The sequence below is a fragment of the Streptomyces sp. NPDC057302 genome (assembly GCF_042667685.1).
Lineage (GTDB): Bacteria > Actinomycetota > Actinomycetes > Streptomycetales > Streptomycetaceae > Streptomyces.
Genome location: NZ_JBHUZJ010000008.1, coordinates 66628 through 81156, shown reverse-complemented (window position 1 = coordinate 81156; position 14529 = coordinate 66628). Strand labels below are relative to the sequence as shown.

General features: G+C 69.2%; 20 protein-coding genes. 8 read left to right on the top strand and 12 right to left on the bottom strand.

Annotated features, from left to right (window positions below; all coding sequences use genetic code 11):
• Positions 1 to 70: 70 nt before the first annotated feature.
• On the bottom strand, positions 71 to 886 hold the full coding sequence (locus ACFUPX_RS08825) for a dienelactone hydrolase family protein (protein ID WP_383318286.1): 816 nt from the start codon (positions 884 to 886) through the stop codon (positions 71 to 73).
• Between the two features lie 108 nt (positions 887 to 994).
• Between ACFUPX_RS08825 and ACFUPX_RS08820 the strand changes: the two genes are divergently transcribed.
• Positions 995 to 2005: a GlxA family transcriptional regulator gene (locus ACFUPX_RS08820; RefSeq protein WP_383318283.1), complete on the top strand. Its 1011-nt coding sequence runs from the start codon at positions 995 to 997 to the stop codon at positions 2003 to 2005.
• A 221-nt stretch (positions 2006 to 2226) separates the two neighbouring features.
• On the opposite strand, the gene ACFUPX_RS08815 is transcribed toward ACFUPX_RS08820, so the two are convergent.
• On the bottom strand, positions 2227 to 2406 hold the full coding sequence (locus ACFUPX_RS08815; protein WP_383318280.1) for a hypothetical protein: 180 nt from the start codon (positions 2404 to 2406) through the stop codon (positions 2227 to 2229).
• A gap of 489 nt (positions 2407 to 2895) precedes the next feature.
• Between ACFUPX_RS08815 and ACFUPX_RS08810 the strand changes: the two genes are divergently transcribed.
• Positions 2896 to 3432, top strand: a complete 537-nt coding sequence (locus ACFUPX_RS08810) for a hypothetical protein (protein ID WP_383318278.1) — start codon at positions 2896 to 2898, stop codon at positions 3430 to 3432.
• 244 nt (positions 3433 to 3676) lie between these two features.
• On the opposite strand, the gene ACFUPX_RS08805 is transcribed toward ACFUPX_RS08810, so the two are convergent.
• On the bottom strand, positions 3677 to 3976 hold the full coding sequence (locus ACFUPX_RS08805; protein WP_383318275.1) for a putative quinol monooxygenase: 300 nt from the start codon (positions 3974 to 3976) through the stop codon (positions 3677 to 3679).
• Positions 3977 to 4287: 311 nt separating this feature from the next.
• On the opposite strand from ACFUPX_RS08805, the gene ACFUPX_RS08800 reads away from it, so the two are divergent.
• Complete coding sequence (locus tag ACFUPX_RS08800; protein ID WP_383318272.1) at positions 4288 to 4584, top strand: DUF6355 family natural product biosynthesis protein; 297 nt, start codon at positions 4288 to 4290, stop codon at positions 4582 to 4584.
• A gap of 21 nt (positions 4585 to 4605) precedes the next feature.
• Here the strand turns inward: ACFUPX_RS08800 and ACFUPX_RS08795 are convergent, their stop codons facing one another.
• Positions 4606 to 4917, bottom strand: coding sequence for a MerR family transcriptional regulator (locus ACFUPX_RS08795; RefSeq protein ID WP_383318598.1), 312 nt, complete (start codon positions 4915 to 4917; stop codon positions 4606 to 4608).
• Between ACFUPX_RS08795 and ACFUPX_RS08790 the strand changes: the two genes are divergently transcribed.
• The 3 genes from ACFUPX_RS08790 to ACFUPX_RS08780 all read left to right on the top strand — a co-directional run bounded on the left by ACFUPX_RS08790 (position 4819) and on the right by ACFUPX_RS08780 (position 6786).
• A complete protein-coding gene (locus ACFUPX_RS08790) occupies positions 4819 to 5112 on the top strand; it encodes a putative quinol monooxygenase (RefSeq protein WP_383318269.1) in 294 nt (97 codons plus the stop codon). The two genes, ACFUPX_RS08795 and ACFUPX_RS08790, sit on opposite strands and share 99 nt — an antisense overlap.
• Positions 5113 to 5498: 386 nt before the next feature.
• Positions 5499 to 6344 carry a DUF1684 domain-containing protein gene (locus ACFUPX_RS08785; protein WP_383318266.1) on the top strand — a complete coding sequence of 282 codons (846 nt, stop codon included), beginning with the start codon at positions 5499 to 5501 and terminating at the stop codon, positions 6342 to 6344.
• 37 nt (positions 6345 to 6381) lie between these two features.
• Entirely contained in the window at positions 6382 to 6786 is a 405-nt protein-coding gene (locus tag ACFUPX_RS08780) for a nuclear transport factor 2 family protein (RefSeq protein ID WP_383318263.1), read from the top strand.
• Positions 6787 to 6873: 87 nt separating this feature from the next.
• Here the strand turns inward: ACFUPX_RS08780 and ACFUPX_RS08775 are convergent, their stop codons facing one another.
• On the bottom strand, positions 6874 to 7179 hold the full coding sequence (locus tag ACFUPX_RS08775) for a helix-turn-helix domain-containing protein (protein ID WP_383318260.1): 306 nt from the start codon (positions 7177 to 7179) through the stop codon (positions 6874 to 6876).
• A gap of 64 nt (positions 7180 to 7243) precedes the next feature.
• Here ACFUPX_RS08775 and map point away from each other — a divergent pair, with 64 nt between their 5' ends.
• Positions 7244 to 8026: a type I methionyl aminopeptidase gene (gene map / locus ACFUPX_RS08770; protein ID WP_383318257.1), complete on the top strand. Its 783-nt coding sequence runs from the start codon at positions 7244 to 7246 to the stop codon at positions 8024 to 8026.
• A 131-nt stretch (positions 8027 to 8157) separates the two neighbouring features.
• On the opposite strand, the gene ACFUPX_RS08765 is transcribed toward map, so the two are convergent.
• Positions 8158 to 8676 (bottom strand): adenylate kinase, encoded by a 519-nt coding sequence (locus tag ACFUPX_RS08765; RefSeq protein ID WP_383318254.1) that lies wholly within the window; start codon positions 8674 to 8676, stop codon positions 8158 to 8160.
• 157 nt (positions 8677 to 8833) lie between these two features.
• Between ACFUPX_RS08765 and ACFUPX_RS08760 the strand changes: the two genes are divergently transcribed.
• Positions 8834 to 9787, top strand: coding sequence for a YihY/virulence factor BrkB family protein (locus ACFUPX_RS08760; RefSeq protein ID WP_383318251.1), 954 nt, complete (start codon positions 8834 to 8836; stop codon positions 9785 to 9787).
• Between the two features lie 136 nt (positions 9788 to 9923).
• Here the strand turns inward: ACFUPX_RS08760 and ACFUPX_RS08755 are convergent, their stop codons facing one another.
• The 6 genes from ACFUPX_RS08755 to ACFUPX_RS08730 form a co-directional block, all read right to left on the bottom strand.
• Complete coding sequence (locus ACFUPX_RS08755) at positions 9924 to 10490, bottom strand: DJ-1/PfpI/YhbO family deglycase/protease (protein ID WP_383318248.1); 567 nt, start codon at positions 10488 to 10490, stop codon at positions 9924 to 9926.
• A gap of 50 nt (positions 10491 to 10540) precedes the next feature.
• Positions 10541 to 11110 carry a Dps family protein gene (locus tag ACFUPX_RS08750; RefSeq protein WP_383318245.1) on the bottom strand — a complete coding sequence of 190 codons (570 nt, stop codon included), beginning with the start codon at positions 11108 to 11110 and terminating at the stop codon, positions 10541 to 10543.
• A 139-nt stretch (positions 11111 to 11249) separates the two neighbouring features.
• Positions 11250 to 12017: a glycosyltransferase gene (locus tag ACFUPX_RS08745; protein ID WP_383318242.1), complete on the bottom strand. Its 768-nt coding sequence runs from the start codon at positions 12015 to 12017 to the stop codon at positions 11250 to 11252.
• The gene (locus ACFUPX_RS08740; protein ID WP_383318239.1) at positions 12014 to 12628 is read right to left on the bottom strand and encodes an SAM-dependent methyltransferase; all 615 of its coding nucleotides are present in this window, start codon (positions 12626 to 12628) and stop codon (positions 12014 to 12016) included. The genes ACFUPX_RS08745 and ACFUPX_RS08740 overlap by 4 nt, the downstream gene beginning before the upstream one ends.
• On the bottom strand, positions 12625 to 13398 hold the full coding sequence (locus ACFUPX_RS08735; RefSeq protein WP_383318236.1) for a PIG-L deacetylase family protein: 774 nt from the start codon (positions 13396 to 13398) through the stop codon (positions 12625 to 12627). The genes ACFUPX_RS08740 and ACFUPX_RS08735 overlap by 4 nt, the downstream gene beginning before the upstream one ends.
• Positions 13395 to 14402 carry an acyl-CoA dehydrogenase gene (locus ACFUPX_RS08730; protein WP_383318233.1) on the bottom strand — a complete coding sequence of 336 codons (1008 nt, stop codon included), beginning with the start codon at positions 14400 to 14402 and terminating at the stop codon, positions 13395 to 13397. The genes ACFUPX_RS08735 and ACFUPX_RS08730 overlap by 4 nt, the downstream gene beginning before the upstream one ends.
• Positions 14403 to 14529 lie beyond the last annotated feature (127 nt).

Sequence of the window (14529 nt, the reverse complement as noted above, 5' to 3'; positions counted from 1 at the left end):
GCACGACCTTGACCTCATGCACGAGAGCCGACCGGGGAACTCAGGGTCACCCTGGCCGGGGCGGCGCGCATCAATCCGTCCGCGCCCCGAGCCGCTCGGTCAGGAAGGCGATGATCTCGTCCCGGGCTTGCATGGTGGGGTGGCCCTCTTGGTTGACGAGGTGTGCCGTAACAACGCTGTGGGCGCAGCCGACGACGTCACGGAAGAAGGGCGGAGGGTCGGTGTTCGCGGTCTCGGCTTCGAGTACTCGCCCGTCGAATGCGTCCCCGAGCAGCGCACGGTAGGCGGCGAACCGCCGGCCGGTGCACCAACTGTCGTTCTCGAAGCGGTAGGCGAGAACCTTCAAGCCGTCGCGCGTTACGCGCTCGGCCACCGCGGCAGCATCCTCCTTGCTGATCTCCAGACCGGCGGGATCGTCGAGCGGAAGCGACGGGTGGTTGACCACGGGGGCGATGACAGCGGGTTCGAGCGCCATGGTCAAGGCGAAGTTGCCGGTAAAACACAGACCGACGGCGCCGACACCGGGCCCGCCGTGCTCGGCGTGCGCCAGGCGGGCCAGACCACGCAGCCATGTGACGACGGGGCTGGTACCGCCCCCGGCGAACGCCCTGAACTCTGCGCTGACACAGGCGCGTCGAACGACGCTCTCGCGTGCCTCGGCGAGCGGATAGGCGCCGTCGACGCCGAAGAGAGAAGGCAGGTACACCGTAAAACCGGCATCACGCACCCATCGCGCAAACCGGGCGACGTCGGGACTGATGCCCGGCATCTCGGGCATCAGGACGACGGCCGGCCCGAACCCGGCAACGTACACGGTCTTGTCGACGTCATCGACGCTGACGTCCCTCCGTAAGAAGTCGTCGAGAGGGTCACGCTGGCCTCGCACGATTGTCATGAGCGAGATACTGCTGGGTGGCCGTCCTCCTGAGAAGCGGCGACATCGCCAGGTATCCCGGTAATATCGCCACCCTTCAGCGGTGCGGAGGGGGATCGCATGAGTCCGCTACGAGTTGGTGTGCTGGCCTACCCCGGCTGCTTCGCGTCGGAGGTATTCGGCGTGCCCGACCTGCTGACGATGGCAACTCACGTCGCCGCGGCACACGGAGCGGACCAGCCGGCCTACGAGTCGTTGGTCGTCTCGCCCCGGAGGCAAGTGATCGCGTCCGCGGGCTCGGTCCTCAACGTCTCGTCGATGCGTCCCCTGGACGTCCTGATCGTGCCGGGCTTCGAGTCGTCGCCGACAATCGATCTCGACGCGACGATCGCAAATCTGGGGCCGGAAGTCTCGGCGATCCGCTCGCAGGCGGCCTCGGGAACCGCTGTCGTCTCGATCTGCGTGGGCGCCTTCCTCGTAGCTGAAGCCGGACTGCTCAGCGGACGCGAAGCAACCACGTCCTGGCTCTTCGCGGACCGGTTCGCTCGCCGCTACACCGATGTCCACCTCCGGCCGGAACGCTTGGTCGTGACCGATCGGGGGGTCACGACCACCGCGGCCTTCAGCGCGATGTACGACTTCGCGCTGCAGTTCATCCGCGAGCACGACGGCCCGCGCGTCGCCCGTAGTACCGCGCGCATCGCGCTAGTTGACGATGCGCGCTCCACCCAAGCTCCCTACGTCGACTCAGGGCTCATACCAACTCTGGGCAGGGAGTTCTCACTCAGCGTCAAGCGGTGGCTCGACCAGAACCTCACTGCACGCTATGACCTGCCCACCCTGGCCCAGGAGTTCCACGTCAGCACGAGAACCATGCTCCGTCGCTTCGGCCAGGAAGCCGGTGAGACGCCACTCGCCTACTTGCAGACGTCCCGGGTTCGCCGAGCCAGACACCTCTTGGAAACCACCGAGAAGACCGTCGCCTCCATCGCTGCCGACGTCGGATACCGCGACCCTGGAACATTCAGCGGCATCTTCGCCAGGACCACGGGCCAGCGACCGAGGGAATACCGCGCGAAATTCCACCGTCATCATGATCGCCACGGTGCGATCCAGCGAACGGAGCGCTGAGGCCGGGGCGCGGCCCTCCCCGATCCTGCGGGGCCGATCATCGCGTGCGGGGCGGAGGCCGTCGGGCACCCCCTCATGGGCCACGCCACCACTCACGAATACAGCGTGCTGAGCCAGTGGGAGTACGAACGCACATGTGGCCGGAAGTCTGCCAGCATGAGTACCACGCCGCCACCAGGCCCCCGCCAGGCTGGACAAGGGGCCCGCGATGCATGCCAGGCCTAGCCACACCAGCGGGAAGGTGAGGCTCCCCCATGGCGTCCCGCCCGAACTCGGCGTAGCCGGAGTACCCGACCACCAGCCCACCCTCCGTGAGCGCACCGGCCAGGGCGAGGTGTAGGCGATCGTCGGCGCGGGGCGACGAGCAATGCCCCGGCAGCGAAAGCCGCCACGGCCCACACTCCGCCGGAGTTCGCGAGTTGGCTCCACGGCCAGGGCAGTCACCCCTGAAGCAGGTTCGTCAGTACACCCAACGTGAGGCCGGCTGCACCGAAACCGGCTAGCCGCGCTGTCTGCCGGACCGAGCACGTGGCCGGTGCGCGTTGGCTGGGACAGGATGGCCACACGCTCGCCGAGGTCGCGGGTCTGCCAGCGCTCTGGCCCACCGGCAGTGCGTGACAGCACAGGAGGCAACTGGCTGTCAGGGCAGCATCCCCCCGTCTGCCTCTACACGGGCGGATGAAGCCAGGCGCCCCACTCTCGAACGCGAAGTCGAGGCGCACCACGCTCATCGCCAGAGCGTTCTAGGTGCCGGCCAACCTCAGGCTGGAGACGCAGCGGCTCGTACCCGCCAGGAGCTGCCTATCGGGATTCATCAGACCTCCGCCTTGCAGGCCATCTACCGTACGAGCACACCGTGTTACCCATCACGGTCGCCCGAGGAGGACCCTGTGTCATCACCCTGCGACCCCGAGTACGCTCCCGTCGGCGATGTGGGCGCGGCGCTCATGATCATCGATTCCCGACTGAAAGGGATTCACGACACCAAGAGCGGGACCGACCCCGAACAAGAGGCACTGACCCACCACTTCACCGCTTCCTTGGGCCCCAGTGAAGTCGACGGCCTGCTGGACGGCGCGTGCACGCTCATCTACATGTTCATGACCTGGCTGCGCAACACCCACGAAGACCACGGCAAGGACGTCATCGAGTACGTGGTGCCCACCCTCGTGGCCACGATGCGCATGATGCCCAAGAGCGTCCGCCCCGAGGCCATCCCCACCATGGCCGGCCTCGTCATCGCCGCGGGCACCGGCCTGAGCCCCAACCTGTGGCGCAAACAGTACGGAGACTGGACCCGGGCGGAGATGAATCCCCTGGAAGCCACCGCCTTCCTCCTCGCCGAGCACATCAACCGCATCACCGAGGACCCCGACTTCGCCACCCGCCTCATCACCGAAGCCCTGTCGAGTGCAGACGAAGACTGATCCCGCGTCCCTGCTCTCATCTCCGGCCCGTGCTGCGAGCCTGGCCAGCACATGTCGTGGAGGCAGCGATGAGGCGTGCATCGGGGTATGCACCAGCGCCGCGTTCGGGAACGCCGTGGCCAGCCGGTAGGTGGCCTCTGTGCGGCGGTGGGAGGAACCGTTGTCCACGAGCCGTGTTGGCCGCGCCTTCCCGGCATCAGCTGGGCAGCGGGCCAACCTCTGACCGAACGGCACGCATCTGCGGCTAGATACCGAGACCGCCCACGACGTGCGTCTCCTGACGGGTGAACTCGCCCGTCAGGAACGGCATTACCTTGCCTATGGCAGCCTTCGCCTCGGGCAACTGCAACGACGCCTCGTGATGCTCCTTGCTCTCCCACACCTCGCTCACCCACACGGTGTCTTCGTCGGTGGCCGATTCGGTCACGACATAGAGCTCACATCCCGCTTTGCGTAGACCGTCCGCGCCGGCGACCAGTACTGCGACCACCTCCGCTCGGTGACCGGGTTTGACCTTCATCGAGCCGATGTAGCCGTAGCGCATGACACTCCTCGTGAGCACGAACGAGATCCGCGCGCGAGCTTAGCGGGGTCCGACGGGAGCTTGGCCGGGGTGCGGCGAACGGGCGACGGGGTGGATCGGCAGTACGCCACGCCTCAACGTCCCCGGAGTCAGCCTCCGATGGAACTTACCCCTGGGGAATAGCGCGTGGGGAATAACGCGATCGTCCGCAGTCAAAGGTGTAGGTGGCGGGGCGATCTACCGGTGTCGGGCTTCTTGTCCGCGAGCGTCAGGTGTGGGTTAATCGCGGGAATTGCGCGTACGGAACAATTCCATCGAGGGGGCAACAGGCGATGATTAAGCGCAGAGTTGGATCGGTCGCGTTGGCCGGAGTAAGCATTTTCGGGTTAATGGCATATGCCGGAGCCACGTCGGCTTCGGCGACTCCTGATGCCAAGCCATGCGCCTACTCGGAGTCAGGCGGAAGGGCCTGGTACAACCACTGCACGAGTGATGGGTCCAGTGTCCAGATCATGGTGACCCTGACAATCGGGGGCGATGTGGGCCCTATCTGTGTGCACCCCGGGGAAACCGATCTGGGCCCATCGTGGAGAACCAAAGGCGCCCATTACAACGGGAAACTTTGCTGAAATCCTGAATCCGCTTCAGCATCAGCATGCGGATCCTCGTAACCTCCGCATGCGGGCACCCCGGCCTCCAGGAGCCGCTTCGTCAGGTTGATCAATTTGGTGTAGCGCCCGCCGTCTCCAAGGGCGGGCGGCGGGCCTACACGGGAGGTCGCGGATGACCCGGGTCGGAAGGCCTGCGTCCAGCAGTGCGCGAATGCGGCGGACCACGGCGGGTGCGCTGTCGTCGTAGCGACGGTGGCCGCTGGCGAGGCGGTGGGACGCCAGGAGGCCCGGCGCATCCTCTCCTCCTTCGTGGAACCCACCCGGCAAGAGCCCGGCAACCTGCAGTACCACCTCCACGAGCACGAGGACGGCCGCTTCTTCCTGTATGAGGTCTGGCGCTCACAGGAAGACCTGGACCAGCACAACGCGACGCCCCCGCTACGCGCCTTCCTCGAGAACCTGTCGACCTTCCTGGAGGGAACCCCGGAGGGTTACTTCGACACCATGCTCAGCCCGTACCCCGAGGTCGAACCGCTTCCCGCCTGAGAGCTGCATCAGAGCTTGCGCGAGACCCGCCACGCCATGGGCCGCCCTGCTCTCGCCCGCGCGGCTTGGCAGCAGGCCGTGACGCTGCATCGGGTCCAGAACTGCACCGCACAGGCCGAACAGGGTGGCCGCACCACCTCCCGAACTTGCCGTAATAGCAAGCTGAATTGCTGGACCTCTCGGGTCGAGTGCACCATCCAGACCACCGACCCCACCAGCCGGTCCGCGGCTGAAGGGCGTGGGCGGTGACGCACCGTACGACGGCCGGCCGTTCGTGGCCGTGCTGCGGCGGCCGGCGAACGGCCGTCGAACCGGTCGAGGATTCCGGCCGGCGGTGAGTCCTGACGGCGGTCGCGGGTGACCGCCACTTTGGAGAGGAGAGCACTGTGTCCAGCCAATGCTTCGATGACGACAACACGTTGACCGGGTACGACAGTTGGCGCCGGAGCCGGTGGGAGGAGATGGCGGGACCGGACGGAAAGGCGGGTCGCGTGGCCTATCGGCTGATCACGGAACCGGGGCAGGAAGTCCCCGAGGTTCCGGGGCGGTGGACGTCCACCGGCTTCGCCGGGAGCCTGACGCTGACAGCAGCCCATGCGGAGGGCGTATCCGTCGATGGCCAAGCCGTGGACGGCACGGTGGAACTGACCAGCGCCAGCAGCCTGTTCTTCCCCGGCGGACGGCGCGGCACCATCGAGGAACTGCGGGGAGCCCATGTCCTGGTCGTGTGGGATCCCGCCGCGCCCACCCTCGTCGGCCTGCGCGGGATCGACGCGTGGCCATGGGATCCGACCTGGGCCGTCGAGGCGGAGTACCGTCCGGCGGATGCCGGGCGTCTGCTGGAAGTGACCCGGCTGACCAGCCCGAGTATGCGCGACACCCTCCCGGCCCCAGGTGACTTCGTCTTCGATCTGCGAGGCGAGCGGCACAAGCTCCGGGCGTTCGGTGTGGGCGGCGACACCCTGCTGATCACTTTCACCGACGGCACGAGCGGCACGGACACGCCCGGCATGGGCCGTTGGCTGATCCTGACCCGGCCCAAGGACGCCACGGGCATGGCCCGTATCGACTTCAACCGGGCTGTGGTCCCCCATCACATCTTCTCGGCGGCCTTCCCCTGCCCGCTGCCTCCCCGGGAGAACCACCTCCCCCTACGCATCGAAGCGGGGGAACGCTCCCCCGTCTTCGCAGCAGGAACGCCGACCGACACCGCGACCTGCCCCGCCGTCTGACATTCGCCGCAGCCTGCACACCCCAAAAGGAATACCGATGACACCTGACCAGGACCTTCGCGCAGCAGCAGTGCACTATCTCCGACAGTGGGAGGCACGGGACTACGTCACGATGCGATCCCTGTGCACCGACACCGCCACCGTGTGGCACAACGACGGAAGCGGCGCCCAGCCGATCGACGAGAACATGGAGCTGCTCAAGCGACTGGCCGCAGACGTCGACACCCTCCGGTACGACATCGTGCGGCAGTTCCAGGACGACGACGCGGTGCTCCAGCAGCAGGTACTCCACCTGACCGCGACCGACGGCTCCCGCAGTGACGTGCACGCGGCGATGTACTTCCGGTTCGACGGCGGCCTCATCGACCGCATCGAGGAGTACTTCAACGTCGTACCCATCGACGCGTCCATGCCGTCGCCGGGATCATCCGACCAGGGCTGACCGCGGCCGCCACCCCCGCGAAGCGGCCGGTCGACCGATCGACCGGCCGCGGCAGGGCGCACGTCCAGCACCCCTCTGAGCCCGGCGCTACGAAACCAGCGATGCGTGCCGGGCGCCGGACAGGACCGACTGGTCCTCAAGGGTGCACTCCGGCTGGCTGATCTCGGCCCAGACCGCGTCGAGGGACAGGCCCAGAGTGTTGGCGATGGCCGCGATCGTCGGGAAGGCGGGGGTGGCCACGCGGCCGGATTCGATCTTCCGAAGAGTCTCGGGCGAAATGTGCGAAGCGAGTGCCACGTCGAGCATCGAGCGGCAGCCCCGCGCTCGGCGGAGCAGGGCGCCGAGGCGCTGTCCGCGTTCTACCTCGGCGGGGGTGAGCGGCAACCTGACCATGTACCCATTCTAATACCGGTACAGTTAGACCGGGATAGTTATTGGACGTACGTGAGAGGTCCCCATGATTGAGATCCTGAACTCCGCGCGAATCGAGCGGGCGAGGGGCACCGGCGCCCTGGTCGGAGACATCCTGCACACGCTGAAGCAGCGCAGCGCGGTCGGGACGAACCTGCTGGACATCGACCAGTGGGCCAAAGAAATGATCACCGAGGCGGGCGCGCAGTCCTGCTACGTCGACTACGCGCCGTCCTTCGGGCGCGGCCCGTTCGGTCACTACATCTGCACGGCGGTCAACGACGGCGTACTCCACGGACGGCCCCACAACTACACGCTGGCCGACGGGGACCTGCTGACCCTCGACCTGGCCGTCGCCAGGGGCGGGGTGGCCGCGGACGCCGCGATCAGCTTCCTGGTGGGCAAGGCCCGGCCCGCGGAGAGCGTCGCGATGATCGAGACGACCGAACGGGCGCTCGCCGCCGGCATCGCCGCCGCGAAGCCGGGAGCGCGCATCGGCGACCTCTCCCACGCCATCGGCACGGTCCTCAGCGATGCGGGTTACCCGATCAACACCGAGTTCGGAGGCCATGGCATCGGCTCGACCATGCACCAGGACCCGCACATCGCGAACACCGGACGCCCCGGGCGCGGATACAAGCTGCGCACCGGCCTGCTGCTCGCCCTGGAGCCCTGGATCATGGCCGACACCGCCACGCTCGTCACCGACGCGGACGGCTGGACGCTGCGCAGCGCGACGGGCTGCCGGACCGCACACAGCGAGCACACCATCGCCATCACCGACGACGGAGCCGAGATCCTCACCCTGCCTTCGCAGGCGCGGCCCTGAAGGGTGCGGGTCCTCTTAAGTGACGGTCGGGGTCGTGCGGTGAGGCGGTAGTCCTGCTGGTCGGGGCTGGGGTGAAGGCCCCAGCCTGTCCTCCCGGCCGACCGCACCTGCGATCCGTCGCCACTACCGGATCAGAGGGACGCAAGCCAGGCCGTGGTGTCGCTGGGGTGGCTGAAGCGGAGCGTGTCGAGTGGGGCGAAGCGCGGGTCGCGGATCCGACGCCCGATGGCGTGGCGGCGTGACGCGTGCTGGGACCAGGCCCACCAGGCCGGATGTTCCCTGCTCAGCCAGTCCCTCCAGGTTTCCCGGTTGCCGCCGAAGAGCACCTCGCGCGTGACGGTGCGGCGCAAGGACCGGCGCAGGACTCGGGGCATGACGACGCGTTTCGGATAGTCCAGCCAGAGCACCGTGTCGGCCCGCACCCACAGCAGATCGCGGACTTCAGGAGTTCCGAGGGAGTCAAAAATCCAGCGCGGTTCGGACGTCAGCCTTGATACGTCCTCGGCCAGCCTGTTGTTCGTGGCCCAGTTGGGGCCGTTGTAGTGCAGCGCATCCATCTCGCGGTACGGCAGGTCCAGCCGACTGCTCAGGGCGCGGGCCAGCGTCGATTTACCCGCACCCGTGGCGCCCACCACCAAGATCCGCTCCACAGGGCGCAACGTATCCCAGCCAAGGCGGCGCCTGCGAGGACAATGGCGGCGAGTACGTGCTGTGCCGCTGCCGGATTGGGGCGGCGGCGCCTGGGCACCGGGCACTCGTACGCAGGAACTTCCTGTCGGCGCAGGACGAACGAAGCAGGGGCGGGCCATGGGCACGGCGACGACGGTTCCCGAGACGCGGGACATGGAGGGCGAAGAGCTCTCCGGCGACGAGGCGTTCGTGGCGCTGCGTCACTACGGAGGGTGGCGGCTGTTCCGCGACGCCTTCGTGCGGTTCCGCTACGCGGACGGGTTCAGCCACTCCCGGGCACTGGCGCTGCAGACGGTTCTCGCGGTCGTCCCGCTCGCGATCGTGTTCGTCGGCCTGTCGACCGCGCTGCACACTCAGGACGTCGGCCGGTTCGCCGAGGTGGTCATCCACCGTATGGCACGGGGGCCGAGCGCCGATGTCGTCGACGAGGCACTGACCCGCAGCCGCCGAACCGCGGGCAGCGGCACGCAGGTCACCCTCTGGTTCGGGCTCATATTCTCCTTGGCCAACGTCACGACGGCGATGTGCCAGATCGAACGCGGCGCCAACCGGATCTACGGCAACGAGCGCGACCGGCCCTTCCACCGGAAGTATCTGCGTGGCCTCGCCATGGCCGCTGTCGCGGGGCTCCCCCTGGGGCTGGGTTTCGTCGTGATGGTGGCCGGCCGGGATCTGGCGGCCGCGGCGGTGGAGGTCTTCGGTGTCGGGCACGGGGTGAGTAGCGCGTTCGGGTCGGTGCGCTGGCCGCTGGGCTTCGTGCTGGCGCTCGTCTCCGCGAGCATCATCTTCCGGTGGTCCCCCCGGCGCCGGCAACCTGGTTACACCTGGCTGGCGTTCGGCGCGGCGCTCTACCTTCTGCTGTGGACGGGTCTGACCGGCCTGCTGAGCCTGTACCTCTCGCTCAGCGGCTCCTTCGACACCGTCTATGGTCCGCTCAGCGCCTTCATGTCCTTGCTGCTGTGGGCCTACCTGACCTCGATCGCCCTGTTCCTGGGTCTGGCCTTCGCCGCCCAACTGGAAGCGGCGCGGGCACTGAAGCCCGGTCCCGTCGAGGCGGACCCGGGAGTTTGACGCCGATTCCGCCGACTCTGATGTCGTCGCAGGTCTGCAGGGGCGGCCGTCGCCCCTGCAGACCTGTACGGGCCTTCGCGTCCGCTGGCGCCTAGGCCTCCCCGCCGGAGGCCCTGAAGCACCGCGATGCCCTCGCTCAGGAGCCGACCAGTGCCTCGTTGACGGCGCCGAGGAATGCGTCGAGGTCCTTCGGCGTCCGGGACGTGACCAGGGTGTAGCCGTTCGCGTCGTCGCTCACCACGGCTTCGTCGACCCAGTTCTTGGCGCCCGCGTTGACCACATCGGTGCGCACCGATGCGTAGGAGGTCAAAGTCTTGCCGTTCAAGACGTCGGCTTCCACCAGCGCCCACGGTCCGTGGCAGATCGCCGCGATCGGGCGGCCCGATGCCGCGAATTCCCGGATCGTCTCAAGGGCCTTGGGCTGCAGGCGGAGCTGGTCCGCGTTGATGGTGCCGCCGGGGATCAGCAGCAGTTGGTACGCGCCGGGATCCAGCGTCTCCAGCGTGGTGGTGGGCTCCAGCGTCTCGCCGGGGTCCCGGTCGCCCACCAGCGTCTGGACCGGGTCCGCGGTCACGGCCGCGACGGTGACGTCCGCGCCGTCCTCCCGCAGCCGGCGGACCGGCACCAGCAACTCGTCCTGTTCCACTCCGTAGTTGGTGACGAGTACCAGCACCCGGTGACCGTTGAGCGGCTTGTCGGACATGGTGATGCGCCTTTCCCTTGTTTGCTGCGGCGTTTGCTCCGGAGTTGATGTCAGTGGTCGACGGACTGCTTCGCGGCTTCCGTCTCGGTGGTGGCACCGGCCGTGGCGAGGGTGCCGCCCGCGGTCTCCAGGTGCGCGCGTACGAACCACTGGAACTGCTCGAGGTCACGCAGTTGCCCGATCAGCAGGTCCTCGGTGGCCGGGTCGATGTCACCCACCGTCTTGGTGGCGGCACGCAGGTCCTGGAGTATCCCGGTGTACACGATGTCGAGCGCGCCGAGGTGGGCGATGGCGTCGGCGCGGCCCACGCTGTAGTCCTCCCAGCTGCGCTCCTTGACCAGTGCGCCCGGAGTGCCGTGGGCGACGCCTCCCAGAGCAGCGAGACGCTCGGCGACGTCATCGGCCATGTCGCGAACGCGGTCGACCTGCGGGTCGAGCATCTCGTGCACCGCGATGAAGTGCGGGCCCACCACATTCCAGTGGACGTGCTTGAGCGTGAGGTGGAGATCGTTGAGGGCATGCAGACGCTGCTGCAGCAGCTCGATGACCGTGCCGGCGTCCTGCACCGTCAGGCCCGGGACGGTGTAGCGGGGAGTGGTGGAGGCGGCCTCGGAAGTCATAGTCATCTCTCCTGTCTTTGTACGGTTATGCCGCCTCCCGGTACCCGTGATCGGCGCACCCAATCACCGCAATCCCATCTGAGTCGGACAGGCCGAGTGTTTTCCGGTGTGTGCATTCGGGCCTCCTCACTGCCTGGCGTCAGGCCAGGCCCACGGGGTCCGGTGGCACGGGGCCGTGCATCGGAACGGGCGGATGCCATGTCGCGCGGTGCAGGGCCGCCAGGAGGTCGGCGAGACCTCCGGGGGCCCGCCCGCGCAAGCGGGCCGCGGTGTGCACGGGGTGCTGGTCGGTGCGGGCGATGCGGTGGCCCGTGGCGGACAGCCTGATCGCGAGGTCGCGGTCTTCGCCGCTGGGCAGGGGGGTGAAGCCGCCCACCCGCAGGTAGGCCGCGGCAGAGACGCCCAGGTTCGCGCCGTGCACATGCGGGTGCTCCCACCCCCGCCCCGCCTCACCGGGTCCGCGGGTGCGGAAGTAGTCGACGTCGTGCCGTGCCACCAAGAGCGCGCCGGCCGTGGCGGGGTCGAGGCGGATGGAGCCCAGAACGGCGTCATAACCCCGCCGCGCCAAGGCGGCCTGGTGGGTGAGCCAGGCCGCGGGCACCGTGGTGTCGGCGTCCGTCATGGCCAGCCACACGTCCGGGCCCGCACCTGCCAGCAGTTCCAGTGCGCGATCGGTGCCGGCCGCCCGCGCGGCTCCTACATTGCGGCCGGGGGTCTCCAGGACGTGCGCTCCCCCGCGGGCGGCCAGGTCCGCGGTGGCGTCCGTGCACGCGTCCGCCGCCACCACGATCACCACGGGCAGCGACGCCGCTCGAGCGGCGGCCACCCGCAGGCTGCGCAGGCAGGCAGCGATGCGGTCCTCCTCGTTGTGCGCGGGGACGACCACGGCCAGGGCTGAGGGCGTCACACGAGGCCTTCCGCGCGGGCCACGGAGAGCACCGGCCCCGGACCTGGGTTGCGTTCGTGGACGGTGAGGGTGAAGTCGGAGTCGTCGTAGCGGGCCAGTCGGCTCAGGCCCGTCAGGGTGTCGAGGTGGTCGGCGATCTCACGGCCCGTGCAGGTGTGTTCGGCCACCGGGTGGTTCCAGTGCACCGTGACCAGATGGCCGCCCTCGCTCAGGTTCTCCACGCTCTGGCGCAGGAGCCGCGTACGGGTGCCGGTGTCGAAGTAGTAGAGGATTTCCGACAGCATCACGAGGTCGAAGGGCTCCTCGGGCCACTGCTCGGGGACCGTCATCCGTCGCACCGTGACGTGGTCCAGTCCGGCGGTGCGCCGGGCCGTCGATTCGACGGCCGAGGCGATGCGGTCGGTGGAGAGCAGACGGTCGCAGCGGGCGGCCAGGAGTTCGGTCAGCACGCCGACCGAGCAGCCGGGCTCGAAGGCCCGCGCGTAGCGGGGCCGGGGCAGGGCCGCGGCGGTCAGGGTGTACTTGCGGCAGTCGTACCACCGCTCGCCGAGGTGCCAGGGATCGGCGGCGTGGGCGTACTGATCGTCGAAGTAGCTCGCGGGGGTGTTCACCGCAACACCGTCTCGAAGGCGCGGGTGTGGTGGGCGATCTCCTGCGCCGGCAGCACCGGCTCGATGCCCGGGCCCCGCAGCTCCAACTGGCTGGTGAACCGTGCCAGGGCCGCCTTCTTGCGGTCGAGTGCCGCTTCGGCGAGAGGGAGGACCGACGCCAGGTGCCACGGCACGCGGGGGTCGCGCGGGCGGGCCCAGTGCCACATCCACACCGGGTAGGACCACACCGGTGTGGAGGTGTCGCGGCCGGCGCCCGCGGCGGCTCGGCCCGCGGCCTCGTGGTCGCTGTGCAGGTCGCCCTCCCACGGCGCCACGCACACGGCGGCCCCGACGGCGTCCAGGAGCTCCCCGATCACGGCTCGGGCCTCCTTCTCGTGCGCGTCGATGGCGGTGTCGGGCAGAGCGGCGTGCACGGGGGCGGGCAGCTCGCCGAGCTCGCCCAGGGCTGAGGCCAGTTCGCCTCGGCGGCGGGCGGCCAGCTGTGCCCGGGCGAACGGCGTCGCCGGTCCGTGGGAGGCTTCCCCGTCGCTCAGGCACAAGGTGTGGACCGCCACCCCGGCCTGGAACAGGGCGGCGATGGTGCCGCCGAATCCCAGGACCTCGTCGTCGGGGTGGGCGGCCACCACGACGACGGGTCCTGTCGGGAGGGCCAGGTGCGGCAGGTGGTCCGCCAGCCGCGCCTGCTGCCACTCGGCCTCGTCGGTGCCCTGTGCGTCGATCGCCGCGGCAGCGGCCCGCCTCGCGGCGTCGGCGGTCCTCGGCGTGCTCATCGTGCCGCCTCCGCGCAGTCCGTGGTGGCGGTCGCCAGGCGGCCGAGCTCGGCCAGGTTCGCCTCCGCGTGGTGCTGACGTACGTAGACCGTCAGATCGGCCACGGCGCGAGCGTGCAGTTCGTCGTGGCACAGCGGCCCGGCGCCCGTGGCACGCCCCACGTGGTCAAGGACCTCGGTGCACACCTTCTCGGCCAGGGCCCGCACCCGCAGGCTGCGTACGACTGCTTCCTCGCGCTCGTCGAGGGGGTCGGCGTCGATGTCGTCGCCCGCCTGCCGCAGCACGGTGTCGGCGGTGTGCAGCAGCATGTCGACCGCCCCGAGGTGCGCCGCCGCGTGCTCGTTCAGCCGCCCCGCCGCCGCTCGCTCGTACAGGGGCGCGGCGACCGCGTGGGCGCCACCGACCCAGCAGGCCGCCACGCCGATGCCTCCATGCTGGAATCCGGGGCGCGTCAGATAGCCCTCCACCCCGCCGACCGCCCGCGCGGGCACGTCCGTGAACGACATCTCCAGGCTGTCGCTGCCGGCCATACCGATCGCCGGCCACGTCCCTTCCAGCGGCTTTGCGCCCGGGTGGTCGAGGGCGACGGCGAACAGTCGGTAGCCGTCGTCGGCGTCGGCGGTCACCAGGGCGTGGGTGCAGCTGCGGGCACCGGAGCAGTACGGCTTGTTGCCGCTGATCGTCCATCCCTGGCCGACGGGGATGGCGTGCGTGCCGGGTCCCGGTGGGCGCGCGGCCCAGACCCCCCACCGCTCTCCTTCGGCGGGCAGGGGGTGGTCCAGGTCGTACAGGATCGCCGCGGCGTCCAGGTGCCCCTCGGCGAGCCGTGCCAGGGACAGGTCGTGGCGTCCCAGAGCGGTGAGGGCGGCAAGGCGGCGTGCCGTCGACCGGCCCGGCAGCGGAACGCCGGGGGCCTCACGGTCGACGAAGGCGGCGAACAGATCTGCCGTGCGCCGCTCCGTGGTGCGGAGGTGGTCGGGTGCTTCGGGGGACGTGGCGATCACGCGGGCCTCCTGCGTCACTGCATCCCGCCGACGTCTTCGCCCGGGCTGCCCGGTGCACCTGCCGAGAGCCGATCAGGGACCGAATCGACGGGGCGTGACAGGCGCTTTCCATCGCCCAGCATCCGAC